The organism is Azospirillum sp. VT-I1 (assembly GCF_055698305.1).
Genome location: NZ_CP168800.1, coordinates 822,644 through 847,725, shown reverse-complemented (window position 1 = coordinate 847,725; position 25,082 = coordinate 822,644). Strand labels below are relative to the sequence as shown.

26 protein-coding genes and 1 pseudogene are annotated in these 25,082 nt (G+C 67.4%); 14 read left to right on the top strand and 13 right to left on the bottom strand.

Going from position 1 to position 25,082, the window contains the following annotated elements:
* Window positions 1-104: 104 nt before the first annotated feature.
* Window positions 105-2,333, bottom strand: a complete 2,229-nt coding sequence (locus tag AB8P05_RS04030; protein WP_472758898.1) for an SLC26A/SulP transporter family protein — start codon at window positions 2,331-2,333, stop codon at window positions 105-107.
* Between the two features lie 274 nt (window positions 2,334-2,607).
* On the opposite strand from AB8P05_RS04030, the gene AB8P05_RS04025 reads away from it, so the two are divergent.
* From AB8P05_RS04025 to AB8P05_RS03995, 7 genes and pseudogenes are all read left to right on the top strand, one after another.
* Window positions 2,608-4,716, top strand: coding sequence for a multicopper oxidase family protein (locus AB8P05_RS04025; RefSeq protein WP_472758897.1), 2,109 nt, complete (start codon window positions 2,608-2,610; stop codon window positions 4,714-4,716).
* Between the two features lie 148 nt (window positions 4,717-4,864).
* The gene (locus tag AB8P05_RS04020) at window positions 4,865-6,310 is read left to right on the top strand and encodes an NADP-dependent isocitrate dehydrogenase (RefSeq protein WP_472758896.1); all 1,446 of its coding nucleotides are present in this window, start codon (window positions 4,865-4,867) and stop codon (window positions 6,308-6,310) included.
* A 75-nt stretch (window positions 6,311-6,385) separates the two neighbouring features.
* A complete protein-coding gene (locus AB8P05_RS04015) occupies window positions 6,386-6,904 on the top strand; it encodes an RNA polymerase sigma factor (protein WP_472758895.1) in 519 nt (172 codons plus the stop codon).
* Window positions 6,904-6,972: pseudogene (locus AB8P05_RS04010) on the top strand (hypothetical protein); the annotation flags it as partial. The gene AB8P05_RS04015 and the pseudogene AB8P05_RS04010, both read left to right, overlap by 1 nt.
* Before the next feature lie 185 nt (window positions 6,973-7,157).
* Complete coding sequence (locus tag AB8P05_RS04005; RefSeq protein WP_472759361.1) at window positions 7,158-7,460, top strand: hypothetical protein; 303 nt, start codon at window positions 7,158-7,160, stop codon at window positions 7,458-7,460.
* Between the two features lie 41 nt (window positions 7,461-7,501).
* Window positions 7,502-7,717 carry an anti-sigma factor family protein gene (locus AB8P05_RS04000; protein ID WP_472759360.1) on the top strand — a complete coding sequence of 72 codons (216 nt, stop codon included), beginning with the start codon at window positions 7,502-7,504 and terminating at the stop codon, window positions 7,715-7,717.
* 173 nt (window positions 7,718-7,890) lie between these two features.
* The gene (locus AB8P05_RS03995; protein WP_063634799.1) at window positions 7,891-8,259 is read left to right on the top strand and encodes a GcrA family cell cycle regulator; all 369 of its coding nucleotides are present in this window, start codon (window positions 7,891-7,893) and stop codon (window positions 8,257-8,259) included.
* Between the two features lie 126 nt (window positions 8,260-8,385).
* Here AB8P05_RS03995 and AB8P05_RS03990 read toward each other — a convergent pair whose 3' ends face one another.
* From AB8P05_RS03990 to rpsF, 10 genes are all read right to left on the bottom strand, one after another.
* Complete coding sequence (locus AB8P05_RS03990; protein WP_455171999.1) at window positions 8,386-8,832, bottom strand: NfeD family protein; 447 nt, start codon at window positions 8,830-8,832, stop codon at window positions 8,386-8,388.
* A gap of 4 nt (window positions 8,833-8,836) precedes the next feature.
* The gene (locus AB8P05_RS03985) at window positions 8,837-9,793 is read right to left on the bottom strand and encodes an SPFH domain-containing protein (RefSeq protein WP_472758894.1); all 957 of its coding nucleotides are present in this window, start codon (window positions 9,791-9,793) and stop codon (window positions 8,837-8,839) included.
* 89 nt (window positions 9,794-9,882) lie between these two features.
* Window positions 9,883-10,263 (bottom strand): oxidoreductase, encoded by a 381-nt coding sequence (locus AB8P05_RS03980; RefSeq protein WP_472758893.1) that lies wholly within the window; start codon window positions 10,261-10,263, stop codon window positions 9,883-9,885.
* Window positions 10,264-10,394: 131 nt separating this feature from the next.
* Entirely contained in the window at window positions 10,395-11,618 is a 1,224-nt protein-coding gene (locus AB8P05_RS03975) for an NADP-dependent isocitrate dehydrogenase (RefSeq protein WP_455171996.1), read from the bottom strand.
* 325 nt (window positions 11,619-11,943) lie between these two features.
* Window positions 11,944-12,285 (bottom strand): class I SAM-dependent methyltransferase, encoded by a 342-nt coding sequence (locus tag AB8P05_RS03970; RefSeq protein ID WP_472758892.1) that lies wholly within the window; start codon window positions 12,283-12,285, stop codon window positions 11,944-11,946.
* On the bottom strand, window positions 12,252-13,199 hold the full coding sequence (locus AB8P05_RS03965; RefSeq protein WP_472758891.1) for an SAM-dependent methyltransferase: 948 nt from the start codon (window positions 13,197-13,199) through the stop codon (window positions 12,252-12,254). Before AB8P05_RS03965 ends, AB8P05_RS03970 begins: the two co-directional genes overlap by 34 nt.
* Before the next feature lie 264 nt (window positions 13,200-13,463).
* Window positions 13,464-14,027 (bottom strand): 50S ribosomal protein L9, encoded by a 564-nt coding sequence (gene rplI / locus AB8P05_RS03960; protein ID WP_472758890.1) that lies wholly within the window; start codon window positions 14,025-14,027, stop codon window positions 13,464-13,466.
* Window positions 14,027-14,986 (bottom strand): YybS family protein, encoded by a 960-nt coding sequence (locus AB8P05_RS03955; RefSeq protein WP_472758889.1) that lies wholly within the window; start codon window positions 14,984-14,986, stop codon window positions 14,027-14,029. Before AB8P05_RS03955 ends, rplI begins: the two co-directional genes overlap by 1 nt.
* A gap of 49 nt (window positions 14,987-15,035) precedes the next feature.
* Entirely contained in the window at window positions 15,036-15,305 is a 270-nt protein-coding gene (rpsR, locus tag AB8P05_RS03950) for a 30S ribosomal protein S18 (RefSeq protein WP_012974291.1), read from the bottom strand.
* Window positions 15,306-15,746, bottom strand: a complete 441-nt coding sequence (gene rpsF / locus AB8P05_RS03945; RefSeq protein WP_012974290.1) for a 30S ribosomal protein S6 — start codon at window positions 15,744-15,746, stop codon at window positions 15,306-15,308.
* Window positions 15,747-16,165: 419 nt separating this feature from the next.
* Here rpsF and AB8P05_RS03940 point away from each other — a divergent pair, with 419 nt between their 5' ends.
* The 7 genes from AB8P05_RS03940 to AB8P05_RS03910 all read left to right on the top strand — a co-directional run bounded on the left by AB8P05_RS03940 (window position 16,166) and on the right by AB8P05_RS03910 (window position 22,431).
* Window positions 16,166-17,152, top strand: a complete 987-nt coding sequence (locus AB8P05_RS03940; protein ID WP_472758888.1) for an acyltransferase family protein — start codon at window positions 16,166-16,168, stop codon at window positions 17,150-17,152.
* Between the two features lie 269 nt (window positions 17,153-17,421).
* Entirely contained in the window at window positions 17,422-18,363 is a 942-nt protein-coding gene (gene fabD, locus AB8P05_RS03935) for an ACP S-malonyltransferase (protein WP_472758887.1), read from the top strand.
* Between the two features lie 39 nt (window positions 18,364-18,402).
* On the top strand, window positions 18,403-19,140 hold the full coding sequence (gene fabG / locus AB8P05_RS03930) for a 3-oxoacyl-[acyl-carrier-protein] reductase (protein ID WP_455171990.1): 738 nt from the start codon (window positions 18,403-18,405) through the stop codon (window positions 19,138-19,140).
* A gap of 188 nt (window positions 19,141-19,328) precedes the next feature.
* Complete coding sequence (locus AB8P05_RS03925) at window positions 19,329-19,568, top strand: acyl carrier protein (protein WP_014247969.1); 240 nt, start codon at window positions 19,329-19,331, stop codon at window positions 19,566-19,568.
* Window positions 19,569-19,695: 127 nt separating this feature from the next.
* Window positions 19,696-20,958, top strand: coding sequence for a beta-ketoacyl-ACP synthase II (fabF, locus tag AB8P05_RS03920; protein WP_472758886.1), 1,263 nt, complete (start codon window positions 19,696-19,698; stop codon window positions 20,956-20,958).
* A gap of 48 nt (window positions 20,959-21,006) precedes the next feature.
* Window positions 21,007-22,014, top strand: a complete 1,008-nt coding sequence (gene mltG, locus AB8P05_RS03915; protein ID WP_472758885.1) for an endolytic transglycosylase MltG — start codon at window positions 21,007-21,009, stop codon at window positions 22,012-22,014.
* 114 nt (window positions 22,015-22,128) lie between these two features.
* A complete protein-coding gene (locus AB8P05_RS03910; protein WP_472758884.1) occupies window positions 22,129-22,431 on the top strand; it encodes a DUF2934 domain-containing protein in 303 nt (100 codons plus the stop codon).
* 61 nt (window positions 22,432-22,492) lie between these two features.
* On the opposite strand, the gene AB8P05_RS03905 is transcribed toward AB8P05_RS03910, so the two are convergent.
* Window positions 22,493-22,732: a hypothetical protein gene (locus AB8P05_RS03905; RefSeq protein WP_455171986.1), complete on the bottom strand. Its 240-nt coding sequence runs from the start codon at window positions 22,730-22,732 to the stop codon at window positions 22,493-22,495.
* 244 nt (window positions 22,733-22,976) lie between these two features.
* Window positions 22,977-24,971 carry a methyl-accepting chemotaxis protein gene (locus AB8P05_RS03900; RefSeq protein ID WP_472758883.1) on the bottom strand — a complete coding sequence of 665 codons (1,995 nt, stop codon included), beginning with the start codon at window positions 24,969-24,971 and terminating at the stop codon, window positions 22,977-22,979.
* Between the last annotated feature and the right edge of the window lie 111 nt (window positions 24,972-25,082).

The following is a 25,082-nucleotide window of genomic DNA, read 5'->3' as shown; positions in this document are numbered from 1 at the left end:
TGAACGGCCCCCGCCGAAGGGAGTGAACGGTTGAACGCCTCCCGGATAACGGTTCACGGCGTTCCAGACGTTCCATTCCCGTCCCAAGGCGCTGACCGACCGCCTCAGCCAGCCGCCTGCTCGATCACCCGGTTCGCCAGTGTCACCTTCTGGGCCAGCGTGGTCGCCAGGATGCGGTGCAGGAGCAGCGCCAGTTCCGGGTCCTCGCGCTCCAGCCGGGCCAGGGTCGCGGCGGTCAGGCGGTGGATGGTGGAGGGTGCCTCCACCACCACGTCGGCGCCGCGGGTCTGGCCCAGCAGCAGGGCGATCTCGCCCACCACCGCCCCGGCGGTCATGGTGCGCAGGCGCAGCGGACGGCCGTCGGGCAGGGTGATCTGCACCTTCACCCGGCCGCTGCCGATGATGAAGATGTCGCTCGCCGCCTCCCCGGCGCGGATCAGCAGCTCGTCCGGCTGCAGATGCAGGGTGTCGAGCGCCGCCACCGCGTCGGCCAGCCGTGGGTGCGGTCCGGTCATCCCCTCCAGATGGCGCAGCAGCGGGGCGTCGCCGCCATCCCGCCCGGTCTCGGCCAGCAGCGCCTCCTCGCAGGATTCCAGCGCATGGTCCAGGTCGGGGGCGCGGCGCAGCACCGGGTCGCGGTCGGGGTCCAGGCCGCTGTTGCGGAAGGTCTCCGCCACCGCGGCGGGCAGGGCGCTCAGCACCAGGGTGGCGCCGGCCGTCTCCATCAGGTTGCGGATGCGCCTGAACACCCCGGCCGCCGCCGAATCCATGCCCTTGATGTGGCGGAAATCGATGACCAGGAAGCGCAGGGACGGCCCGCCCGCCTGCTCCAGCCGACGGCGGACCGGGGCGACGATCTGCTCGGCGGTGCCGAAGAACAGGTATCCCTGCAGCTGCATCGCCTCGATGGCCGCACCGGCGCCGGTCAGATGCAGGCTGGCCGCCGGGCTGCGGTCGACGCGGCTGCGCAGCTCGGTCCCGCTGTGACGGCCGCGGATCACCGGCAGCCGGGAATAGCTGTAGACGAACATCGCCAGCGACACCGCCAGCCCCAGCGCCAACCCTTCCATGAAGCCGATGCCGGCAATCGCCAGCACCACGGCCAGCACGATCAGCCATTCCGTCCGCGGCAGGCGGTGGCGGGCCTCGATCAGCCATTCCATCAGCAGCTCGATGCCCAGGAACAGGATCAGCCCGGCGGTCAGGAACACCGGCGTCACCGACACCAGCCACCCCGCAACGAACAACCCGCCCAGGATCACCGCCGCGGTCGCCAGCCCGGCCCCGCGCCCGGTGGCGCCCATCCGCCCGGCCAGCAGGGTCATCCCCAGCCCGACATAGCCGGACGGCCCGCCCAGCGCCCCGGCCATCAGGTTGGCGGCGCCGGTGGTCCGCAGCTCCGCATCGGCGTCGATGTCGCGGCCCTGCGCCAGCTCGATCCCGCTGACATTCAACAGAAGGCCCAGCATGCCCAGCACCGCGACCGACACCATCGCCGGCAGCGCCTCCGCCACCCGGCCCCAATCGGCCAGGGCCAGGATCTCGGTCGGCACCGGCAGGCTGAACCCCGCATCCCCGGCCATGCCGGGCAGCCATCCCCAGCCGCGCGCCTGCTCCGCCGTCAGCCCCAGCAGGGGCAGGGCGGCATGGAAGGCCAGCGCCGCCGCCAGCAGAACCAGCGGCATGGCGAAGGGGCTGTCGCTGCGCCGCATCACCGCGACCAGCAGCGCCGCCAGCCCGACCGCCGCCGTCGCGGTGACGGCCATCGCCGGGCTTGCCAACTCCGCGATGCCGGCCGCCAGCCCGTGCCGGCCGCTGACCATCGCCAGCGCGCCCTCCACCAGAAGCCAGCCCGACCCGGCCAGGAAGCCGGCCACCACCGGATATGGAAAGAACCGCACCAGCCGGCCCAGCCGCAGCCGACCCACCGTCCAGAACAGCAGCCCGGTCAGCAACGTGCTGCCGCCCAGGATCGCGAAGGCGGTGGCGACCCTCACCCCGTCCGGCGCGTCCTGCAGCCCAGCCGCCATGGTCGCGACGGTGGAGGCGAGGATGGCAACCCCCGTCTCCTGCACCAGGGCGACGGAGTTCGGCTGCGTGCTGCGCAAGGCGACCAACAGGGCCAGGATTGCGGCGCTCAACAGGACCACGCCCACCCCGGCGCCCAGCCCGGCGGCCAGCGGGCCGGTGAACAGAAGTGCGGCAATCGCCAGCCCGTTGCCCAGATTGTCGATGCCGGCGATCAGCCCGATCATCGCCGAAGCGGCCAGTCTTCTGCCGCGTCCGGCCTGTCCGTTCTGCGCCTCTCTGGTCCGGGGAAGGGCGTCGCTCATGATGTCGGGTCTGGTCCGGTGTTCCTGGCCGGGGGCGGCCATTGCTGTCGGGGGGCCTGATTTCTACGGCGCCGGCCACCGGCGCAGGCGTGACAGTGAGCAGATTTCCACGCCCCCGGGCAAGCAGTAAGCGGTGATGATTTGTGTTCCTCCACCCAGCATTGCGCCGCCACCCATCGATGGGCGCCGCATGACTCAACGTGTGACAATGTTACAATTCACAATTTTCAGGACGCGTCATACGCTCCGTCATCGGTATATGATGGAGAATTTTATGAAGAATACATATTTATGGGGTCTGCTGCTGCCTCTGGCGCTGGGCATCGCTCCGGCTGCCATGGCGGCGGATGCCCCCGCGAAGGGCAGCGCCGAAACGGCGGGCGAGGCGTTTGGCAATCCGCCGGTCCTGACCAATTCGGACTCCCCGCGCGCCGGCTCGCTCCTGCTGCGCCAGCCGCAGGCGGCTCCCCGGCCGCACACCGGGCAGGTGCGCAATTACGACCTGTTCGTGACCTTCACCGACGGCTACATCCGCAACCCGGCGCAGGGGCGGCCCGACCCGGTGCGGCTGCGCAGCTACCGCGGCACCGCCGTCGATCCCAACCATCCCTATGTCGCCCCGACCATCGAAGCGACGCCGGGCGACACGGTGCGCATCAAGCTGCAGAACCAGCTGCCGGCCGATCCGGACTGCAACAATCAGGCGTCGGCGGACATCAACACCCCGCACTGCTTCAACGGCACCAACCTGCACAGCCATGGCGTCTGGGTCAGCCCGACCGGCAACAGCGACAATGTGCTGGTGTCGATCAATCCCGGCGTCAGCTTCGAATATGAATACAACATCCCGGCCGACCATCCGGCCGGCACCTTCTGGTATCACCCGCACCGCCACGGCTCCACCGCGCTGCAGGTGGGCAGCGGCATGGCGGGCGCGCTCATCATCCGCGGCGACCGCCCGCCGACGCGCGAGGCCAACGGCGATCTCGACACTCTGCTGAAGAGCCCCAAGGGCGTCGCGATGACCGAGCGGGTCCTGCTGTTCGAGCAGATCCCCTACGCCTGCACCAAGGACGGCAAGCTGAAGACCAAGTCCGACGGGTCCATCGACTGGAGCTGCGCGCCGGGCGAGGTGGGCGAGATCGTGTCCTACGACCAGTTCGGTCCGAACACCTGGGAACAGTCCGGGCGCTTCACCACCGTCAACGGCCGCGTGCGCCCGATCTTCGCCAATGCCAAGGTGGGCGAGACCGAGCGCTGGCGCCTGATTCATGGCGGCGTGCGCTCCCCCATCACGGTGGAGTTCCGCAAGCTCGACGTCACCGACTTCTTCCAGCGGGAGAAGACCCTGTCGGCCGCCGAGCAGGACCGCTTCGCCAAGGAGCGCTGCACCGGGCAGCCGGTGCCCTACATCCTGGCCGCCGCGGATGGCCTGACCATGAACGAGGGGCAGGTGCGCACCAGCGTTCCGATGCAGCCCGGCTATCGCGACGACCTGCTGGTGAACTTCCCGGAACCCGGCATCTACTGCGTCGTCAACAAGCCGGCGGCGGCCAACGCCAGCCCGGACCAGACCGCGACCTCCACCGGCGTGCTGGGCTTCGTCCGCGTCCGCGGCGACCGGGTGGTCAAGGACCCGGTGAAGGAGATCATCCGCCAGCTGTCGGTCAACGCGACCAAATATGCGCCGGATGTCGCCAAGGAGGTGATCGGCGACCTGAACGCCCGCTGTTTCGGCAAGACGATGGTGGACACCCCTTACTGCCCGCGCTTCACCCGCTTCACCGCCCACCCGCCGATCACCGAGCATGAGGTGGTGCACCAGCCCAAGCAGGAACTGGTCTTCTACATCAACCTCCCGCCCAAGGGGGCGACGCGGACCAACCCGCTGTTCCAGGTCTCCAACAGCTTCGAGGTGGTGCAGAACCCGGACGGCACCTATGGCCCCAAGGGGGCGTCGGCCTATCAGCCGGGCGTGGTAGACTGGCCGGTGGTGCTGGGTACGGCCCAGCAGTGGGAACTGCAGTCCTACTTCGTCAGCCACCCCTTCCACATCCACGTCAACCCGTTCCAGGTGGTGTCGATCATCGGTCCCGACGGGCGCGACGTCAGCGAGGCCGGCTCCGGCGATCCCGACTATGCCGGCATGAAGGGCGTGTGGAAGGACACCATCTGGGTGAAAAGCGACATCACCCAGCCGCTCACCTCCACCGAGCCGCCGAAGGGCACCTACAAGGTGACCGTCCGCACCCGGTACGAACGCTTCATCGGCGAGTATGTCCTGCACTGCCACATCCTCGACCATGAGGACCAGGGCATGATGCAGAATGTCAGCATCGGCGTTCCGGACGGCCGCGGCGGCCTTGCCGGGGCCCATCACTGACCGGTTGCTGCCCCCTCTTCCCCGCCCATGCGGGAAGAGGGGGTTCCCCCGCCGTCCCCGGCCGGTTGCTGCGATCCGTCGCTGCCTCCAACCATTGAAAAATCCCCCGGTTTCCGTCTACGGTCGCGCGTCCCCTTGGAGCGAGTGCATGCGCGATATCACCCCCATCACGGTCGCCCGCGGCGACGGCATCGGCCCCGAGATCACGGACGCGGTGCTTCATGTGATGACTGCCGCCGGCGCGCGGCTGAAGGTGGAAGAGGTCCCGGCGGGCGAGGCGGTCTACAAGCGCGGCCATCCCGGCGGGCTGGATGCCGCCGGCTGGGGGTCGATCCGCCGCACGCGCGTCTTCCTGAAGGGGCCGATCACCATGCCCCAGGGATACGGCAACAAGTCGCTGAACGTCGTCGCCCGCACCACGCTTGGCCTGTTCGCCAACGTCCGTCCCTGCGTGTCATACCACCCCTATGTGCGGACCCGGCACCCGCGCATGGACGTGGTCATCATCCGCGAGAACGAGGAAGACCTGTATGCCGGGATCGAGCACCGGCAGACCGACGACGTCATCCAGTCGGTGAAGCTGATCTCTCGTCCGGGCTCTGAACGCATCGTCCGCTACGCCTTCGACTTCGCCCGCTCCAACCACCGGCAAAAGGTGACGGCCTTCGTCAAGGACAACGTCATGAAGATGACGGACGGGCTGTTCCTGAAGATCTTCTACGAGATCGCCGCCGACTATCCGGAGATCAAGGCAGACCACATGATCGTCGACATCGGCGCCGCCCGGCTGGCCGACCAGCCGGAGCGCTTCGACGTCATCGTCACCCTGAACCTGTATGGCGACATCGTGTCGGACATCGCCGCCCAGCTGACCGGATCGGTCGGGCTGGCCGGCTCCGCCAACATCGGCGAGACCTGCGCCATGTTCGAGGCGATCCACGGCTCCGCCCCGATGATCGCCGGGCAGGGGATCGCCAACCCGTCCGGCCTGCTGATGGCCGCGGTGATGATGCTGGTCCATATCGGCCAGGGCGACATCGCTGCGCGCATCCACAATGCGTGGCTGAAGACTATCGAGGACGGCATCCACACCGCCGACATCTACGCCCGCGGCCTGGGCCGGGTGCGCGCCGGCACCGGCGCCTTCGCCGAGGCGGTGGTTGAGCGGCTGGGCCAGACCCCCGTCACCATGCCGCCGGTCGGCTATTCCACCATGCGCCCGGCCTATGACGGCTTGAACCGGCTGGCGCCGCGCGTCCGCGCCTTGAAGGAGCTGGTGGGGGTCGACGTCTTCCTGCAATGGTCGGGCGGCCTGCCCGATGATCTGGCGGAACTGGTGCTGCCGCTGTCGACCGAGGCGCTGACACTCGCCAGTATCTCCAACCGCTCCCAGCGGGTCTGGCCCGACGGCAATGCCGACGTCTTCTGTACCGACCACTGGCGCTGCCGCTTCCTGTCTCAGCATGGGCCGGTGCAGCATGGCGCCATCGTCGAACTGCTGGGCCGGCTGGCGGCGGCCGGGATCGACTTCACCCAGACCGAGAACCTCTGCAATTTCGACGGCAAGGCCGGCTTCTCCTCCCCGGGGCTGTGAATCCGTGGCGGCGGGCGGAATAAAGCGGCGGGGCAGGGCGTCATGACCGGTGACGACGCCCTTCCCGGACCCTTGATGAGCCCGCCCGACATCGATGACCGCGCCATCGCCGACCATGTGCCGCGGCTCCGGCGCTATGCCACCGCCCTGGTGGGCAACCGTTCCGACGCCGACGATCTGGTGCAGGATTGCGTGGAGAAGGCACTGGCCAACCGCCATGCCCTGCGCGATCCGTCGAAGCTGGGCGGCTGGCTGATGACCATCCTGCACAACCTCCATATCTCAGGTCAGCGTGGCCGGCGGCGGCGCGGGGCGGAGGTGCCGGTGGAGGATCTGGCCGACGATCTGGCGCTGAGTGCGCCGCCGGCCGACCGTGGGGCAATGCGTGACTTCGTCCGCGCCTTCGCGCAGCTGAGCGACGAGCACCGCACCATCCTGCTGCTGACGGGAATGGAAGGGCTGTCCTACCGCGAGGTTGCGGAGGTTCTGGAACTGCCGATCGGGACGGTGATGTCGCGGCTGGCCCGGGCGCGCGAGAAGTTGAGGGTCCTGCTGGACGGTGGAACTCAGCAGGCGGTCAGGAGGATCAAGTGATGAGCGGCACCCGCAATCCCGTGACCGAGGCCGAGCTGCATGCCTGGCTGGACGGCGAATTGCCGGAGGAGCGGTTGGCCGATGTCGAGCGCCACCTCGCCGACCATCCCGAGGTCGCCCAGCGTTTCGAGCGCTACCGGTCGCAGCGTGCCATGCTGGGGCAGTGTTTCGGCCCGCTGATCGACCAGCCCTTGCCTGACCGCCTGACCCCGCCCTTCACCGCGCGCGAACATCCGGTGTCCACGCCCAGCCGTTGGAGTGTCGCACGCTGGGGCAGGGGGCGCTGTGGGGTACGGCGGTCGCCGCCTCCCTCCTGGTCTTCGTCGCCGGCGGGGCCAGCGGCTGGCTTCTGCGCGACCGGATGGCCGGGGCGGGAGCGCCGCCGACCGCCGCCTTCATCGCCGACGCGGTTGCCGCCCACCGCGTCTTCTCCGTCGAGGTCCGCCATCCGGTCGAGATTTGGGTGGATGAGGAGGCGCATCTGGTCAACTGGCTGTCGAAGCGGTTGGGCAAGAATATGCGTTGCCCAAAAGTCACACGAGGGGGTACCAACTGATCGGCGGCCGTCTTTTGGCCGATTCCGCTGGACCTGTGGCCTTGTACATGTACGAGGATGCGGCCGGGCGTCGCATTACGTTGTATATCCGCCCTGCTCCCAACACCCCAGGTTCAGCATTCCGTTTCGCCCAGGATGGCGGAGTGCGCGCTTTGTATTGGCAAGACAATGGCTTAGCGTTGGCCGTCACCGGCGAGCTTGATCGGGACACTCTGTCCGGCGTCGCCGAGGAGGTGTATGGCGCGCTGAATTCATGAGTCTACCCACGGACTTATCAACAGGAATGTTGCCGCGCCCCCTATCGTCATCGGCCGTCATCTGGTAGCTTCTTCACCGGCTGGCACAAAATGTTGCGGCTTATGGAAAACGGCACTAGACCGTGACCTGTTTGCCACAGCATAACCGGACACCGGATCGGGAGTACTCGGGGATGAGTTGGACGGACGAGCGGATTCAACAGCTCAAGGATCTCTGGTCCCAGGGGTTGAGCGCGAGCGAGATCGCCGACATTCTGGGAGACATCACCCGCAACGCGGTCATCGGCAAGGCCCATAGGCTGGGTCTGTCGGGACGGCCGTCGCCCATCAAGAAGAAGCCGACGCGCGGCGCCACCATCCTCGCCCTGACGGAGCGGATGTGCAAATGGCCGGTCGGCGACCCCAAGCACCAGGATTTCCATTTCTGCGGCAAGACGGCCTTGCCCGGCATGCCCTATTGCGCCGAACACGCTGCACTGGCCTATCAGCCTGCTTCGGGCAGCAAGAAGCGTGACGAGGAACGCAACGTCGGCGCTGCCTGAGCCGCCGACCGCCTGTTCAAAAAGCCCGCTCTCGGGGGAGAGGCGGGCTTTTTTGTTGCGATGTTCGTCGCCTGCGGCCGTCGCAGGGGGCTGAAGACGTGTGTGCAGGCGCCCGCCCGGCGGGTCCTACCGCGCCTCCACCGCATCCCTCAGCACCAGCACCAACCCCTTGTGCCCGGCGACCACCATCGCGGTACCAGCCGGCCTGTCCGGTCCTTCGACGGACCACAGCGTGTCGCCGACGAACACTCGCCCGCGTCCGTTCGTGATCGGCTCTGTCAGCGTCACCGCGCGTCCGACAAGCTGTCCCGCCCGGTCGTTGATCCGCACCGCGTCGGCAGCACCGGCCCGCGCATTGCGCCTCCGTGCCAGCATGATGGCCGTGACCACCGCGGCACCTGCGGCAATGGTGAAGAAGCCGGCCTCGTTGACCGCCCCCCAATCGTGCCAGAGCGCGGTGACGAGGCCGGTCAGCAAAGCGGCCCCGCCGAACCAGATCAGGAAAATCCCGGGCAGCACCAGTTCCGCTGCGATCAGCAAAGCGCCCAGTGCTCCCCACAGCAGAGGCGACATGCGATCACTCCCCATCCGGCGAGGAGGAGGTCGGCGGCACGGACCAGGGATTGCGCGGAGGGGAGGGCGGTGCGGCGGGCGTGCGGGGCGGGGTGGCGTCACGCACCAGCTCACCCAACCCGGCCAGGGCGCCGGCGACGCCGGCCAGCTCCACCGGCAGGATCATGGTCTTCTGGTTCGGGGAGGCGGCGAAGGCCTTCAGCGCCTCCATGTATTTCTGGCCGAGGAAATAGCCCAGCGCCTGGTTCGATCCCTGGGCGACGGCTTCGGAGACCATACGGGTCGCCTTGGCCTCCGCTTCGGCCAGCCGTTCCCGTGCTTCCGCCTCCAGCTTGGCAGCTTCAAGCTTGCCTTGGGCAATGCGGATCTGGCTTTCCTTCTCGGCGTCGGCCTCAAGGATCTGGGCACGGCGGTCGCGTTCGGCTTTCAGCTGCCGGCCCATCGCCTGGACAATGTCGTCGGGCGGGGTGATGTCGCGCAGCTCGATGCGCGTTACCCGCACGCCCCAGGACGCGGTTGCCTCGTCCACCGCGCGCAGCAGGCTGGCGTTGATCGCCTCGCGCTGGCTCAGCAGCTCGTCCAGATCCATGGAGCCCATTACCGTTCGGGTGGTGGTCATCGCCAGGGTCTGGATCGCCCGCTGCAGGTCGTTGACCTCATAGGTCGCCTTCATCGGGTCGAGCACCTGGAAATACAGCACACCGTCGGCGGTCACCGCGGCGTTGTCCTTGGTGATGACGCTCTGCGACGGCACGTCCACCACGGTCTCGCGCATGTCGACCTTCGCGCGGACCGAGCTGATGACCGGAAAGATGACGTTGAAGCCCGGCAGCAGCGTTTCCTGATAACGGCCCAGCCGCTCGACGATGAAGTTGAAGCCCTGGGGGACGATGCGGACGCTGGTGATCGCCAGGATGACGACCAGCACGAACGCCGCGATGACCAGAATGCCGAGTTCCATGGATGGCCGCTCCTGACATGGGCGGGTGTCGCAGCGGACACCCCGCGCCCATCATGAGACAATTCACGGAAGCTGCAAATCCCGCCGCCTCAATAGTCCTGCGTGTCGTGCTTCAAGCGCACCAGCTCGCCGTTCAGCAGCGACAGCATCAGTTGCACGACCATCTCGTGGACGATCACCGTGTGATGGTTGCCGGTTTCCTGCATCGCCTTGCGCAGGGATTCGCGGACCGCCGGCACGCCGGTGACGTCGATCAGCACGTCCAGCCGCTCGCCCAGGTCCGCCAGTTCGCGGAAGTCGGTGGCGGTCTTCACGCCGCGATGGTTGGCGAGACGCATGCCCGGCGCCTCCGGATCGAGGTCCGCAACGCCAAGCAGTTCGACGAAGGGGGCCGACAGCAGTTTGCGCAGCAGGGGCGTTCCGGTCTCGCCGGCGCCGACGACGGCGACGCGGAACAGATCGTTGGGCATGGGGTTCGGTCCTTTCCTGAACTGGACAAGAAAAAAGCGGGGAGCCGAAACTCCCCGCCCGAACCCTAGCCGAGCCGCGGTCCGGTTTGACCCGGACGCGGCGTCGCACCCTGAGAAAGACGGTGCCGGCCTTACGACCAGGCGGCCATCTTCTTTTCCAGATTGTCCGACAGCTTGTCCAGGAACTGCTTGGTGGTCAGCCACGGCTGCTGCGGGCCGATCAGGATGGCCAGATCCTTGGTCATGTAGCCGGACTCGACGGTCTCGACGCAGACGCGCTCCAGCGTCTGGGCGAACTTGACGACATCCGGCGTGTTGTCGAACTTGCCGCGATAGGCCAGACCCTGGGTCCAGGCATAGATCGAGGCGATCGGGTTGGTCGAGGTTTCCTTACCCTTCTGGTGCTCGCGGTAATGGCGGGTCACCGTGCCGTGGGCGGCCTCGGCCTCGACGGTCTTGCCATCCGGCGTGACCAGAACCGAGGTCATCAGGCCCAGCGAGCCGAAGCCCTGAGCCACGACGTCCGACTCCACGTCGCCGTCGTAGTTCTTGCAGGCCCAGACGAAGCCGCCTTCCCACTTCAGGGCGGAGGCGACCATGTCGTCGATCAGGCGGTGTTCATAGACCAGACCCTTGGCCTTGAACTGGTCGGCATAGGTCTCGTCGAAGATCTTCTGGAAGATGTCCTTGAAGCGGCCGTCATAGGCCTTCAGGATCGTGTTCTTCGTCGACAGATAGACCGAGTAGCCGCGCTCCAGGCCGTACATGAAGCTAGAGTGGGCGAAGCCTTCGATCGACTCGTCCAGGTTGTACATGCCCATCGCCACGCCGGCGCCGGGGAAGTCGTAGACTTCATGCTCGATCTTCTCGCCGCCCTCGGCCGCTTCCCACTTGATGGTCAGCTTGCCCGGACCCGGAACGACGAAGTCGGTGGCCTTGTACTGGTCGCCGAAGGCGTGACGGCCGATGATGATCGGCTTGGTCCAACCCGGGACATAGCGCGGAACGTTGGAGCAGACGATCGGCTCGCGGAAGACGGTGCCGCCCAGGATGTTGCGGATCGTGCCGTTCGGCGACTTCCACATCTTCTTGAGGTTGAACTCCTTCACCCGCGCCTCATCCGGGGTGATGGTCGCGCACTTCACGCCGACGCCATACTGCTTGATGGCGTTCGCCGACTCGACGGTGACCTTGTCGTCGGTCTTGTCGCGGTTCTCGATGCCGAGGTCGTAGTACTTCAGGTCGATGTCGAGGTAGGGCAGGATCAGCTTGTCTTTGATGAACTGCCAGATGATGCGCGTCATCTCGTCGCCGTCGAGTTCGACGACCGGATTGGCTACCTTGATCTTGGTCATGGGTGCGAGATCTCCCCGAACGGGTAAGGGCGTTGTCATTCCTTGGGAGCCGGGCGCGTCGTCCAGCGGGCGCTTGTTGCCGGGGAGCATGCCGCATGGGTGGCTCCCCGGTACCCCGGGCGGAAATCAATCGCGGTTATATAGCATCGCCCCGTGACGGAAAGGAAGGCACGGCGGCGGCTTAGGCGTCGATGTCGCACGATTCCGCTTGCAACACGGCGCGTCGGCCGGCCATGATGATCAATTGGTATTACCGGTTGGCCGGATCACCCCCTTCCAGCGGCCGGAAGCCTCCTGAAAAGTTCGGAATGCGGCCGTCGGCCGGTCAGTTTGCCGACTCCGGGGCGTGTGCGGGCCGCAGCCCCAGCCTGTCGTCGGCCAGATGGCGTTCCGCATTCACCATGTAGTCGCGGGTCAGCGGCACCGCGCCCAGGGAGCGTGCGAGCTGCACCTGGAACACCATGTGCCCCTGCAGCCGGAACGACAGTTCCGCCCCGGCCAGATAGAACTCCCACATCCGGCAGAAGCGCTCGTCGTACAGCGCCTTCGCCTCCTCCCGCCGGGCGTCGAACCGGGCCCGCCAGTGGCGCAGCGTTTCCGCATAATGCAGGCGGAGCACCTCCAGGTCGGTCGTCAGCAACCCTGACCGCTCGATGACCGGCAGCACCTCCGACAGGGCGGGGGAGTAGCCGCCGGGGAAGATGTACTTGCGATCCAGGGGTTGGTGGTCCCCGGTGTATCCAGCCGGCCGATGGAATGGATCAGCGCCACGCCGTCGTCGTTCAGCATGCCGCGCACGGCGTCGAAGTAATCGCGGTAATGCGGCACGCCGACATGCTCGAACATGCCGACCGAGACAATGCGGTCGAAGGCGGCCGGGTGGGCTGCGGCGAACTCGCGATAGTCGCGCAGCTCGAAGCTGACGCGGTCGGCCAGCCCCGCCTCATCCGCCCGCCGCTTCGCCACCGCCAACTGCTCCGAGGACAGCGTGATCCCGGTCACCCGCGCTCCCGTATGCCGGGCGAGATAGAGTGCCATGCCGCCCCAGCCGCAGCCGATGTCGAGCACGCGCATCCCCGGCACCAGCAGCAGCTTGGCCGCGATGTGGCGCTTCTTGGCCTCCTGCGCGTCGTCGAGCGACATGCCCGGTTCGGAGAAATATGCGCAGGAATACTGCATGTCGCGGTCGAGGAAGAGTTCGTAGAACCGGCGCGACAGGTTGTAGTGATGCTCGACGTTCCGTCGTGAGCGCCGCATCGGGTTGTGCTGCTGCATGAGGCGCAGAAGCGGCGACAGGGTCCCGACGGCGCGGCCGAGCGCCCCCTGCACCTCGCTGCCGCTCATCAGCATCGACAGCAGGTCGTAGATGGTGCCGCCCTCGATGGACAGGCGGCCGTCCATATAGGCTTCGCCGAAGCGCAGGCGCGGATTGATCAGCAGGTCCCGCTCCACCGCGCGGTCGTGAAGGCGAAGCGTCAGCGTCGGAGGACCGGCGCCGATGCGGTGGTGTCTTCCATCGGCGGTGACGAGATTCAGGGTTCCGTCGCCCTTGGCGGCGGCAAGCAGACGAACCAGCAGCATGCCGAACTCCTTCCGCGGTGCCGAATTCAGCATGGCGCCGGGGTGGGGGAGCGGCAATCCGTCAATCGGTCAGGACTGCTACCCAAATCGGGCATTACGGATGTATGCGTGCCCGCCGATAGCTCGCCTGGGCGGTGAAGCCTGTCCCTGAATGCGGAAAACCGCCCGGCCCCGGGTGTGGGGCGGGCGGTTTCCGGACGAGCGGTACGACGGTGCCGCGGCGATTCCGGACATCGATCCGGACCGCCGGCGGCAGAAGGGCGATCAGCCCTCCTCTTCCTCGGTCGCGGTCTCTTCGACGAAGGTCTCTTCTTCGTCCTCGTCGTCGCGCAGGTCGGCGGCGGTGATCATGCCACCGCGCTGGGCCTGCAGTTCGGCCTCTTCAGACGAACGGGCGACGTTCACGGTGACCGTGATCGACACTTCCGGGTGCAGGACGACGCGCAGCTTGAACAGACCCAGGGTCTTGATCGGGGTATCGATCTGGACCTGCTTGCGGTCGGTCTTATAGCCGGCGGCGGTCAGCGCATCGGCGACGTCGCGGGTGGTCACCGAGCCGTACAGGACGCCGGTCTCGGCAGCCTGACGGATCACGACGACCGTCACGTTGTCCATCTTGGTCGCGACCTGCTCGGCGTCCTTGCGGCGCTCCAGGTTCACGGCCTCAAGGTGGGCCTTCTGCTTCTCGAAGACCGCCATGTTCGCCTTGGTGGCGCGCATGGCCTTCTTCTGCGGCAGCAGATAGTTGCGGGCGAAGCCGGGACGCACCTTCACGACCTGGCCCATCTGGCCGAGCTTCTCGACCCGCTCCAGCAGAATAACTTCCATCACTCGTCCTCCTGACCGGGGGCCGCGGGGGAAAACCGGCGGCGCAGCCCGATCCATTGCTCGATCATGCCCAGGCCGACCAAAAGCAGGATCGGCCACCCGAAGAGAAACAGCATCATGTAGAAGCCAACGAGGATCAGCGTGCGCGCCGATCTGCTGCTGGCGAATACATGAACCACCGAAAGCCCGGCGAAGGCGAAAGGTACCGCCAGGATCAGCGCCAGATTGACCGCCAGGAACCCGACGGTCCCCGGCACGACCGAAGCCGCCGCGACCGACACCGCGAACAGCGGCGCCAGCCAGTTGGGTAACTCCAGCTCGGCCAGACGCATGGCAGGGCGCCGGTTGCGGCCGAACCGCATCAGCGCCCCCTGCGCCAGCGCCGCGTTGACGATCGTCATGACAAGCCATGAGACCGCAACCAGCCCCGGCAGGACGGCCGCCACCCAGAACGCCTCGGGATCCGGGGCCTGCTGGCCCTGCATGCGGAAGGCCGGCTCGACGACTCGGGCCAGGGTCTGCCGCATCAGCCCTTCGAGCCCACCGGGCTCTCCGAGCGTCAGGATCACCGCGGCGAGCAGCGCCGCCACGCCCATCCCGGTCAGGCCCATCAGGACCCGGCCGGGCGGATACCATTCCAGGGTTCCATCCTCCCGCGAGCGGGCCAGCAGCGCCTGCCGCACCACCAGGATCGCCGGGGCGGCCCCGGTCACCAAGTAGGACAGCGCCACCAGCATGCTGCCGGAAGTGCCCAGCATCACCGCGGCGGCGCCGGCCAGACCGGCCACCGTCACCGCGGGCGCCCCCAGCCACAGTCCCGTGAGGAACAGGGGCAGGGGGGCCAGATAGCCCAGGATCAGCGCTCCCATCCCGCCGAACATGACGGACAGGTAGAAGAACGCGCTTATCAGACCGCCGCCGACGGCGACCACCAGCGGACCGGCCGGACCCAAGGCCATGGAAACCCCTTGACTGCCTTCACCGAAACCCTTCGGCCGTTTGCCGGGCTTACTTCACCACGTAGGGGAGAAGGGCCAGGAAACGGGCGCGCTTGATGGCGCGGGCCAGTTCGCGCTGCTTCTTCGTCGAGACCGCGGTGATGCGGCTCGGGACGATCTTCCCGCGCTCGGAGATGAAGCGGGACAGCAGCTTGACGTCCTTGTAGTCGATCGCCGGAGCGTTCGCACCCGAGAACGGGCAGGTCTTGCGGCGGCGGAAGAACGGACGGCGGGCGCCGCCGGTGCGGGCGGGAGCGCCCGTGGTCTGCTTGTCGGACATTTACGCGGTCTCCCCTTCGGCGGCGGCAACGTTTTCCTGGCGGCGCGGCGGACGCGGGCCACGGTCGTCGAAGCGACGCGGGCCACGGTCGCCACGCTCGCCGCGCTCACCACGCTCGTTGCGGCTCTGCATCATCGCCGACGGGTTGGCATCGAGGGCGTCGACACGCACGGTCATGAAGCGCAGCACGTCTTCGCTGATGCTCATGTTCCGCTCCATCTCGGCGACGGCGGCGGCCGGCGCGTCGATGTTGAAGAGGGTGTAGTGACCCTTGCGGTTCTTCTTGATCTTGTAGGTGAGGGTCTTCAGACCCCAGTATTCGCTCTTGGCGATCGTGCCGCCGTTGTCGCGGACGATCTGGGCGAACTGCTCAGAGAGCTGCTCGGCCTGGGCGGCCGAAATGTCCTGGCGCGCGATCAGCACGCACTCGTAAAGTGCCATTGCACTCCCCATGGCTGTTCATGGTCCGGCGCTGCACCCCATCCCTCATGGATCGGATCAGCCGCCCGGGCCTAGCCGACGGCGGACCGCCGGCAAGGAGTTATGAAGCGGCGCAGTATGCACAGGCCGGCGGTGGTAGCAAGCGAAAATCCAGCGGTCTTCGCTGCCACTTTCAGAAAATCCATCCCCTTTCTAGGAAATCGCCCGGATGAGCCCGGGCGCGTCGTTTCGGCCGTGTGCAGGGTAGGCCCGGTGCAACGGTGGATATCGCGCGGGATAGCTTCGGCGCATTTGACCGAAGTGCAATCGACCTGCTCAGGCGCCATGTTCCGCTAGCCGTTCAAGGCGGAGCTTGCGGTCCGGTGCGTCCGGTCGCGCGGCCGGCCGGCGGCGATGACAGCCCGGTGTCCGGAGTAGCCATGCGCAAGAACCAGTTGCCGTATCATGTGGTGGAGTTGAGGGGGCTGGCCTGCATCCTGTTGGTCGCCTACCATGTGGTCGGCATTCCCGGGGCGGGCATGCAGGTGGCGGACGGATCGATCTACCGCTACGCCACCGACAGCTTCGAGCTGATCCGCATGCCGCTCTTCACCTTCATCTCCGGGCTGGTCTATGCCCTTAACCCGGCCCGGGTCGAACGGCTGACGACCTTCTTCATCAAGAAGCTGCGCCGGCTGGGCTTCCCGTTCCTGGTGGTGTCCGCCCTCTTCTACTTCCTGCAGACCCACGCACCCGGAGCCAACGGGACCCTGGTTCCCGATTCGATGTGGAAGATCTACGTCTTCCCCTATGCCCATTTCTGGTACCTGCAGGCGCTGTTCCTGATCTTCTCCGTGGTCGGCCTGCTCGATGCGGCCCACCTGATCGACCGGCCCGGCGGATTCGCGCTGGCGATGGCCGTGGCGGTGACCGCCTGCCTGACCGTGCACTTCGACTCGAATATCCTGTCGGTGAACGAAGCCTGCTTCCTGTTGCCGCATTTCCTGCTGGGGGTGGGGGTGACCCGCTTCCGCGCCATGGTGCCGCGGACCGTGCTGCTGGCCGCCGCCGGGACCGCGCTCGGGCTCGGGGTTTCCCTGCATCAGGCCTCGCTCTGGGGATATCTGCCGCATTTCGGCTGGAACAGCGGCGTCGCCCTGCTGTGCGGCATGGGCGGGGCGGTGACGCTTCTGCATGCGATGCCCTCCAGCCGCGTTTTCCGCACTGTGGGAGCGTCGTCCTACGCGATCTATCTGCACCATGCGATGTTCGCCGCCGGAGCCCGCGTGGTGCTGCACCGCATGGATGCCGGGGACGGCGTGATCTTCTGCGTTGCGTTGATGTCTGGGCTGGTCGGGCCGATGGTGCTGGAGGCTCTCGCCCAACTGAGGCCCTGGACCCGGGTGGCCCTGGTCGGCAAAGCCTGATCGTCGGCCCGCGATGCGCCGTTGATTTGCGTGCTTTGTTTGCGGTGCAGGATACAGCGCAAGACCCGGCGGACAACGCCTGCGAACAACCCCTTCCGGCCGGCGGTTTTTCGTGGGCGTTCTGCCTTATTACGTGACGTTTTATCGCACCATTGGCGCTTTGGTCATCGCGCGTCGCTTGACTTGCTAAAAAGTGAGGGTATGACTGTCGCCCAATCCATGGTGCCGCCGCAGGGGCGGGGCGCTTTCATCCAGGGTTTCACCGAAGCATGACCAGGGCGTTCGTCTTTCCGGGGCAGGGCAGCCAGGCCGTCGGCATGGGCCGCGAACTCGCCGAGGCGTTCGAGGTCGCTCGTCACACCTTCGAAGAGGTGGACGATGCGCTGAACCAGCGGCTGTCGCGCCTGATGGTCGAAGGCCCCGAGGCCGACCTGACCTTGACCGAGAACGCGCAGCCCGCCCTGATGGCGGTCAGCGTCGCGGTGATGCGGGTTCTGGCGAGCGAGGGCGGGGTCGACCTGTCCAAGCACGCAACCTTCGTCGCAGGCCACTCGCTGGGCGAATACTCGGCGCTCTGCGCCGCCGGCGCCTTCACGCTGGCCGACACCGCGCGCCTGCTGAAGCTGCGCGGCCAGGCGATGCAGAAGGCGGTTCCGGTGGGGCAGGGCGCCATGGCCGCCCTGCTGGGTGCCGATCTGGAGCAGGCCCAGGCGATCGCCGCCGACGCCGCCCAGGGTGAGGTGTGCAGCATCGCCAACGACAATTCGGTCGGGCAGGTGGTGATCTCCGGCAGCGCCGAGGCCATCGATCGCGCCATCGTGCTGGCGGCTGAACGCGGGCTGAAGCGTTCGGTGCGGCTGCCGGTGTCGGCACCCTTCCACTGCTCGCTGATGCAGCCGGCCGCCGACGCCATGGCGGAGGCGCTGGCGAACGTCACCATTTCCGCGCCGGTCGTTCCGGTCGTCGCCAACGTCACGGCGTCGGCGGTGTCGGATCCCAACGCCATCCGCCGCCTGCTGGTGGAGCAGGTGACCGGCATGGTCCGCTGGCGCGAATGCGTTCTCTTCATGAAGGAGCAGGGCGTCGAGCGGCTGGTCGAGGTCGGGTCGGGCAAGGTGCTGGCCGGGCTGACCAAGCGCATCGACAAGGATCTGGCTGCGGTGTCGGTCGGCACTCCGGCCGATGTCGAGTCGTTCCTGAAGACCCTGTGACCGTCAGTCCCCCGATACATCAGCCTCGTGAGGCCATCCATGTTTGACCTGACCGGCAAGTCGGCCCTCGTCACCGGCGCGTCCGGCGGCATCGGCGCGTCGATCGCCCGTGCCCTGCACGCCCGGGGCGCCGCCGTCGCGCTGTCCGGCACCCGCGTCGCCCCGCTGGAGGCGCTGGCCGCCGAACTGGGCGAGCGCGCCTTCGTCGTGCCCGGCAACCTGTCCGAGGCCGCCGCGACCGAGCAGCTGTTCAAGGATGCCGAGGCGGCGCTGGGCAAGATCGACATCCTCGTGAACAATGCCGGCCTGACCCGCGACCAGATCGCGATGCGGCTGAAGGACGAGGACTGGCAGTCCGTCATCGACGTGAACCTGACGGCGGCCTTCCGCCTGTCGCGGGCCGCCATGCGCGGCATGATGAAGCGCCGCTGGGGCCGCATCGTCAACATCACGTCGGTCGTGGGTGTCACCGGCAATCCGGGGCAGGCCAACTACGCCGCGTCGAAGGCCGGCCTGATCGGCATGTCCAAGTCGCTGGCGGCCGAGTTGGCCTCGCGCAACATCACCGTCAACTGCGTCGCGCCGGGCTTCATCGCCACGGCCATGACCGACGCCCTGAACGACGAGCAGAAGCAGAAGCTGCTCCCCGCCATCCCGGCCGGCCGCATGGGCCAGCCGGAAGAGATCGCCGCCGGGGTCGTGTACCTCGCGAGCGAGGAGGCCGCCTACGTCACCGGCCAGACGCTGCATATCAACGGCGGCATGGCCATGATCTGATGAGGATCGGACGGGGCGGCATCGCCACGTGTGAAGAACGGCGCCTGCCGGGCTCCCTCGCGGGTGCTGGTCAAGGCTGCTGAAATGTGTTATCGGACGGGGCTTTTCGCGGCAGGACGGCACGTTCTTCGCGTGTTGCTCCGACCGGATTATCCCGAGCGGTTTCAAGGATTGGAAGGTCTTAAAAGATGAGCGACATCGCCGAGCGCGTGAAGAAGATCGTTGTGGACCACCTGGGTGTCGAGGAGTCGAAGGTGGTGGAGAACGCCTCCTTCATCGACGATCTGGGCGCCGACAGCCTCGACACCGTCGAGCTGGTCATGGCCTTCGAGGAAGAGTTCGGTGTCGAGATCCCGGACGACGCCGCGGAGAAGATCCTGTCGGTGAAGGACGCCATCGACTTCATCAAGGCCAACGCCGCCGCCTGATCGGGCCGCGGGCATTGAGCCCCCGAGGGCCAGGCGTACCGCAACTGCATCTTCCGCAACGCGGGGCCTGGCCGTCGACGACCAGATCGTCGACTTTATTTTCGAGGAAAGGTCAAGGAACAGCCTCATGAGACGTGTCGTCGTCACCGGCCTCGGTATGGTCACGCCGCTCGGCGTCGGCCACTCGCTGAACTGGGAGCGGCTGATTTCCGCGACGTCGGGAATCCGCGGCATCACGGGGTTCGACGCTTCGGACCTGGCCTCGAAGGTCGCCGGGCAGGTCCCGCGCGGAACGGGTGACGGCGAGTTCAACGCCGACGCCTTCGTTCCGCCGAAGGATCAGCGCAAGATGGATGACTTCATCATCTTCGCCATCGCCGCGGCGCAGGAAGCAATCAAGGATTCCGGCTGGGTTCCCCAGACCGATGAGGAGCGCGAGCGGACCGGCGTCATGGTCGGGTCCGGCATCGGCGGCCTTCCGGGCATCGCCGACGGCGCCGTGACCCTGCACGAAAAGGGTCCGCGCCGCCTGTCGCCCTTCTTCATCCCTGCCTGCCTGATCAATCTGGCCTCCGGCCACATCTCGATCCAGCACGGCTTCAAGGGCCCCAACCACGCGGTCGTCACCGCCTGCTCGACCGGCGCGCACGCCATCGGCGACGCCGCCCGCCTGATCATGTGGGACGATGCCGACGTGATGGTCGCCGGCGGCACGGAGGCGGCGGTCAGCCGTCTCGGCGTCGGCGGTTTTGCCGCCATGCGCGCTCTGTCCACCAACTTCAACGACACGCCCGAGAAGGCCTCGCGTCCCTATGACAAGGACCGCGACGGCTTCGTCATCGGCGAGGGCGCCGGCGTCGTGGTGCTGGAGGAGCTGGAGCACGCGAAGAAGCGCGGTGCCACCATCTATGCCGAGGTCGTCGGCTACGGCATGTCGGGCGACGCCCACCACATCTCCGCTCCGGCGGAGGACGGCAATGGCGGTTTCCGCGCCATGAAGGCGGCGCTGAAGCGCGCCGGGCTGAACCCGTCCGACGTCGATTACGTCAACGCCCACGGCACCTCGACGCCGCTCGGCGACGAGATCGAGCTTGGCGCCGTGAAGCGCCTGTTCGGCGATGCCATGGACAATCTGGCGATGTCCTCCACCAAGTCGGCCATCGGCCACCTGCTGGGCGCCGCCGGTGCGGTCGAGGCGATCTATTCGATCAAGGCGATCAACCACGGCGTCGTTCCGCCCACGCTGAATCTCGAGAATCCCTCGGAAAGCTGCCTGGGTGTGAATCTGGTTCCGAAGGTGGCGCAGGAGCGCCGGGTGCGTGCCGCCCTGTCGAACTCCTTCGGGTTCGGCGGCACCAACGCCTCGCTGGTGTTCAAGGAATTCGCGTAAGCGAAGCCCTGACCGGCGTTGCGTCATACTGCCATCAAGAGGTGAGCGATGGGCTGGGGTCTCCGAATCTTCGCGGGGACGCTGGCCCTCGCTGCTGCCGCGGCGGGTGGGGTCGGCGTCTGGGGGAGCCAGCGCTACACGGCTCCCGGTCCGCTGGACCAAGCCGAGACGGTCGTCATTCCCCGCGGCAGCGGGTTGGAGGCCATTGCCATCACGCTGGGCGACTCCGGCGTGATCGGCTCTCCCTTGGTTTTCGCCGCCGCAGCCAAGCTGACCGGAACCTTCCGTGAGTTGAAGGCCGGCGAGTATCAGTTTCCCGCGGGAATCAGCATCGAAGGCGTTCTGGAGCAGATGCGCCAGGGCCGCACCGTGGTGCGCCGCATCACCGTACCGGAAGGCCTGACCTCCGCCCAGGTGGTGGCGCTGCTGGAACGCGAAACGGTGCTGACCGGCGAGATCGCGAAGTCGCCGAAGGAAGGCTCCCTCCTGCCGGAGACCTATCACTTTGCCTATGGCGACAGCCGCGCGGCACTGGTCGAGCGCATGCAGACGGCGATGACCCAGGCGCTGGCGGAAGCGTGGAAGAACCGGGAGCCCGGCCTTCCCCTGGAAACGCCGCAGCAGGCGCTGACGCTGGCCTCCATCGTCGAGAAGGAGACCGGCGTGGCGGCGGAACGACCGCGGGTCGCCGGCGTCTTCGTCAACCGGCTCGAAGCCGGCATGAAGCTGCAGTCCGATCCCACCGTGATCTATGCCCTGACCGACGGCAGCGGTGAATTGGGGCGGGCGCTGACCCGCAACGACTGGAAGCTCGAGTCGCCCTACAACACCTACCAGATCGCCGGCTTGCCGCCGGGTCCGATCGCCAATCCGGGTAAGGCCTCGCTCCAGGCCGTGATGAAGCCGGAGCGGCACGACTACCTGTATTTCGTCGCCGACGGCACCGGCGGCCATGTCTTCGCCAAGTCGCTGCCGGATCACAACCGCAATGTCGCGAAGTGGCGCGAGTTCCAGCAGAACCGGCAGTCGGATCCCGGCGAAACGTCATCGGATTGACGGCCGAGGACTGGGGCGGAGGGCCGATAACCATCCGCTTGGTTGCACGCTCTCCGCAATTTCGGCAGTCTTTGCATCGCAGCAAACCTGACCACCATTCCCTGGGGAGATGTGATGACCGTGGATGTCGAGCAGCGCATCCGTGACCGCGCCTATGCGATCTGGCTGGACGAGGGCTGTCCGGACGGTCGCGATGCCGAGCACTGGTTGCAGGCCGAGCGCGCGATCCTGGCCGAAGCGGCTGCCGTTCCCGACCGCTCTCCGGTCGTGGCGGTGGTGAAGGCGCCGCGCAAGACGACGAACGCCAAGCCGAAGACGGTCAAGACCATCGAACAGACCACCGTCCAGCCGGAAACCGTGGCGGCCGAGCCCCCCAAGGCGCGCAAGCCACGGGCCCGCAAAACGGTAACGGCCTGACCGGAAATCGGCGTAGCCGGGCTGGCGAGAGGCTGCCGGCCCCAAATCGGGCGACCGGGGATCAGGCGGCGTTGGAGGCCTGCGGCAGCGGCAGGTTCGAGACGACCATCACACCGGCGGTCGTGCCATAGGATTTGCGGGCGGCGCGCAGCCCCTCCAGCGCCTCCAGCAGGCTTTCCTCGGCGAAGCCCGGGGCCAGTCCGGCCAGTTCCCGCTCCGTCAAGTCGATGAAGGCGTCCAGAAGGCGCGCGTGGATGCGGCTGGCCATGCGGACTTCATCGGCGACCATCTGTGCGGGCATGGGTAGCTCCCTTGGTATCGTGTGGGTCTAATGTTCGGGTGTGCGTCTTCTCGGGATCATGCGTTCCCGCGTGTGGATTAGGCGCGGAATAGGGTTAAAAGAAGTTTAAATGCCAGATATCTCCGCCGGGGATTAAGAATTACCACTTCGGATATTTGGCGTGTACGGGATGTCCGGCTCCCGGTCACCGATGGCCGGGCCTCGCATTCACGCTACGTGAAACGACTTCGGCAATTGCCGCGCTTCAGCCGGCCTGGAAACGCGAGACCTGACGCCGCGTCTCGTCGGCCAGCCGGGACAGGTGGACCATGGTGGCGGCGATCTCCTCCGACGCGGCGGCGTTCTTGGAGGCGACGGTGCGAACGCTCTCCACCGACCGTTCGATCTCGCGGACCGACGCCTGCTGTTCCTCCATCGCCACGGCGACCGACTGGAAGGCGCCGTCGATGCGGTCAACCCGTTCTGCCAGCCCGTCCATGCGGCGGCGGGCCTGCTCGGTGACGGCCTTTCCTTCTTCGGCCAGGGCTGCGGCGGCCTCGATGATTTCGGCGATCTGACGGGCGCTTTCCACGGCGTTGTCGGCGAGCTTGCCGACCTCCTCGGCGACGACCTCGAAGCCCTTGCCCTGCTCGCCGGCGCGCGCCGCCTCGATGGAGGCGTTGACCGACAGGATGTTGGTCTTCACCGCGATCTGGGTGATCGCCTCGGTGATGCGGCCGATGCGGCGGCTGTTCTCCGCGATGGTCTGCGACACGCGCAGCAGCCGCGCCATGTCCTCCCGCCCGCGGTCGGCGAAATCCGCGGCGTCCTTCACCATGTCGGAGGCATCGCGCGTGCTGTCGGTGACATGGGCGATGGCGCGGGCCGATTGGCCGACCGCGGTCGCCACATGGTCGAGGTCGTCGGTCTGCTCCGACGCGCCGTCCGAGACATGGGCGATGGCCGTGCTGGCCTGGCCCGCCGCGACGGCCACCTGGGTCGCCTGCTCCCCGATGGCCCGAAAGGCGGCGCCGGTTTCCTGCAGCAGCGCCACCATCTCGCCATAGGCGCCATTGAAAACCGGGGCGTTCGCCGTTGCGGCGTCGTCCAACGGCTTGCCGGACAGCCGGTGCATTTCCCCATGGAGCCCGTGCAGAACCTGGATGACCGTGGCGACCGCGCGCCCGATGGAGCCCAGCTCGTCGCGCCGGCCGGTGTTGGGCACCGCGACCGTCAGGTCGCCGTCCGAAAGCCGCTGGACCGCGGCCGTGGTGGCGGCGATCGGGCCGGTCAGGCTGCGGGCGATCAGCATCGACAGCACCGCGCCGGCCGCCAGCGCGCCCAACGTGCCGCTCCACAGCAGCATCACGGCGCGCGACCGGCCGGCCTCCCGCTCCGCCGTCTGGGCGTGGACCAGCTGTGCGACCTGATCGCTGACGATCGCGGCGGCATCGCGCATCGCCGCGCGGGCGGCGCTGCGCCGGACCACGATGTCGGCGACCAGCAGGAACTCCGTTTCCACGCCCATGACGGCGGCGGTCAGCTTCTCCGTCTCGCGCAGCGTTTCGGGGTCGCTGGAGGCCTTCTGGACATCGCCGATGATGGTCAGCAGCCGGTCGATGGCGGCGTTGGGCGAATTGCGGCCGGACCCGCCCTGTTCGATCAGGTATTGCTGGACGTCCAGCAGGGCGCCGCGGGTGTCCTGGATCAGCCGTCCGGCGATGCCGGTCAGCAGCACGGACGACTCCAGCGTCCGCAAGGCGGCTGCGTCGCCGGGATCGGCCTTCACCCGTGCCAGCGCGTCGGCATAGCGCGCCGACTGCTCGTGCGTCAGCGTCTGTGCCACCACCAGCAGGGAGGCCGTCTGCTTGCGGAGCTTCGCGAGGCTGGCGAAGCGGTCGACCTCCAGCTGCACCACCTCGTCGAAGGATTTGCGGTAGGCCGCCAGCTTCGCCAGCACCTCCGTCAGCGCGTCGGGGGCGACGGCATGGCCGGGCAGGGCCTGCAGCGCCTCCGCCTCCGCCTTCAGCTGCTCGGTCAACTGGCGCACCCGCCGGCTGGCGGACGGATCGACGTCGATCAGATAGCGCGCCTCCTCCTGCCGCGCGCTGAGCAGCAGCGTGTCGAGGCGGGAGGTGCGGGCGGCGATCTCCACCTGCGTGGCGTAGGTGTTCAGGCCGCTCCAGCCGACGACGGCGACGGCGAGGGTCAGCAGCAGGACGGCGGCGAAACCCAGGGCGATGCGGGTGGCGATCGACATGCCGGTGGAGGTCCATTCAGGGCCGCGTGGCGGCGGAGCCGGGTCGGGCGGGGCAGGGCATGGGCGGCCGGTGCCGCGGGATGCGGCATCCGACACCACCCACAGGAATCA

Excerpts from the sequence above, each read along its gene's own strand:
- AB8P05_RS04030 (WP_472758898.1), bottom strand. The coding sequence starts at position 2,333 with ATGAGCGACGCCCTTCCCCGGACCAGAGAGGCGCAGAACGGACAGGCC.
- AB8P05_RS04025 (WP_472758897.1), top strand. The coding sequence starts at position 2,608 with ATGAAGAATACATATTTATGGGGTCTGCTGCTGCCTCTGGCGCTGGGC.
- AB8P05_RS04020 (WP_472758896.1), top strand. The coding sequence starts at position 4,865 with ATGCGCGATATCACCCCCATCACGGTCGCCCGCGGCGACGGCATCGGC.
- AB8P05_RS04015 (WP_472758895.1), top strand. The coding sequence starts at position 6,386 with ATGAGCCCGCCCGACATCGATGACCGCGCCATCGCCGACCATGTGCCG.
- AB8P05_RS03995 (WP_063634799.1), top strand. The coding sequence starts at position 7,891 with ATGAGTTGGACGGACGAGCGGATTCAACAGCTCAAGGATCTCTGGTCC.
- AB8P05_RS03990 (WP_455171999.1), bottom strand. The coding sequence starts at position 8,832 with ATGTCGCCTCTGCTGTGGGGAGCACTGGGCGCTTTGCTGATCGCAGCG.
- AB8P05_RS03985 (WP_472758894.1), bottom strand. The coding sequence starts at position 9,793 with ATGGAACTCGGCATTCTGGTCATCGCGGCGTTCGTGCTGGTCGTCATC.
- AB8P05_RS03980 (WP_472758893.1), bottom strand. The coding sequence starts at position 10,263 with ATGCCCAACGATCTGTTCCGCGTCGCCGTCGTCGGCGCCGGCGAGACC.
- AB8P05_RS03975 (WP_455171996.1), bottom strand. The coding sequence starts at position 11,618 with ATGACCAAGATCAAGGTAGCCAATCCGGTCGTCGAACTCGACGGCGAC.
- AB8P05_RS03965 (WP_472758891.1), bottom strand. The coding sequence starts at position 13,199 with ATGCTGCTGGTTCGTCTGCTTGCCGCCGCCAAGGGCGACGGAACCCTG.
- rplI (WP_472758890.1), bottom strand. The coding sequence starts at position 14,027 with ATGGAAGTTATTCTGCTGGAGCGGGTCGAGAAGCTCGGCCAGATGGGC.
- AB8P05_RS03955 (WP_472758889.1), bottom strand. The coding sequence starts at position 14,986 with ATGGCCTTGGGTCCGGCCGGTCCGCTGGTGGTCGCCGTCGGCGGCGGT.
- rpsR (WP_012974291.1), bottom strand. The coding sequence starts at position 15,305 with ATGTCCGACAAGCAGACCACGGGCGCTCCCGCCCGCACCGGCGGCGCC.
- rpsF (WP_012974290.1), bottom strand. The coding sequence starts at position 15,746 with ATGGCACTTTACGAGTGCGTGCTGATCGCGCGCCAGGACATTTCGGCC.
- AB8P05_RS03940 (WP_472758888.1), top strand. The coding sequence starts at position 16,166 with ATGCGCAAGAACCAGTTGCCGTATCATGTGGTGGAGTTGAGGGGGCTG.
- fabD (WP_472758887.1), top strand. The coding sequence starts at position 17,422 with ATGACCAGGGCGTTCGTCTTTCCGGGGCAGGGCAGCCAGGCCGTCGGC.
- fabG (WP_455171990.1), top strand. The coding sequence starts at position 18,403 with ATGTTTGACCTGACCGGCAAGTCGGCCCTCGTCACCGGCGCGTCCGGC.
- AB8P05_RS03925 (WP_014247969.1), top strand. The coding sequence starts at position 19,329 with ATGAGCGACATCGCCGAGCGCGTGAAGAAGATCGTTGTGGACCACCTG.
- fabF (WP_472758886.1), top strand. The coding sequence starts at position 19,696 with ATGAGACGTGTCGTCGTCACCGGCCTCGGTATGGTCACGCCGCTCGGC.
- mltG (WP_472758885.1), top strand. The coding sequence starts at position 21,007 with ATGGGCTGGGGTCTCCGAATCTTCGCGGGGACGCTGGCCCTCGCTGCT.
- AB8P05_RS03910 (WP_472758884.1), top strand. The coding sequence starts at position 22,129 with ATGACCGTGGATGTCGAGCAGCGCATCCGTGACCGCGCCTATGCGATC.
- AB8P05_RS03905 (WP_455171986.1), bottom strand. The coding sequence starts at position 22,732 with ATGCCCGCACAGATGGTCGCCGATGAAGTCCGCATGGCCAGCCGCATC.
- AB8P05_RS03900 (WP_472758883.1), bottom strand. The coding sequence starts at position 24,971 with ATGTCGATCGCCACCCGCATCGCCCTGGGTTTCGCCGCCGTCCTGCTG.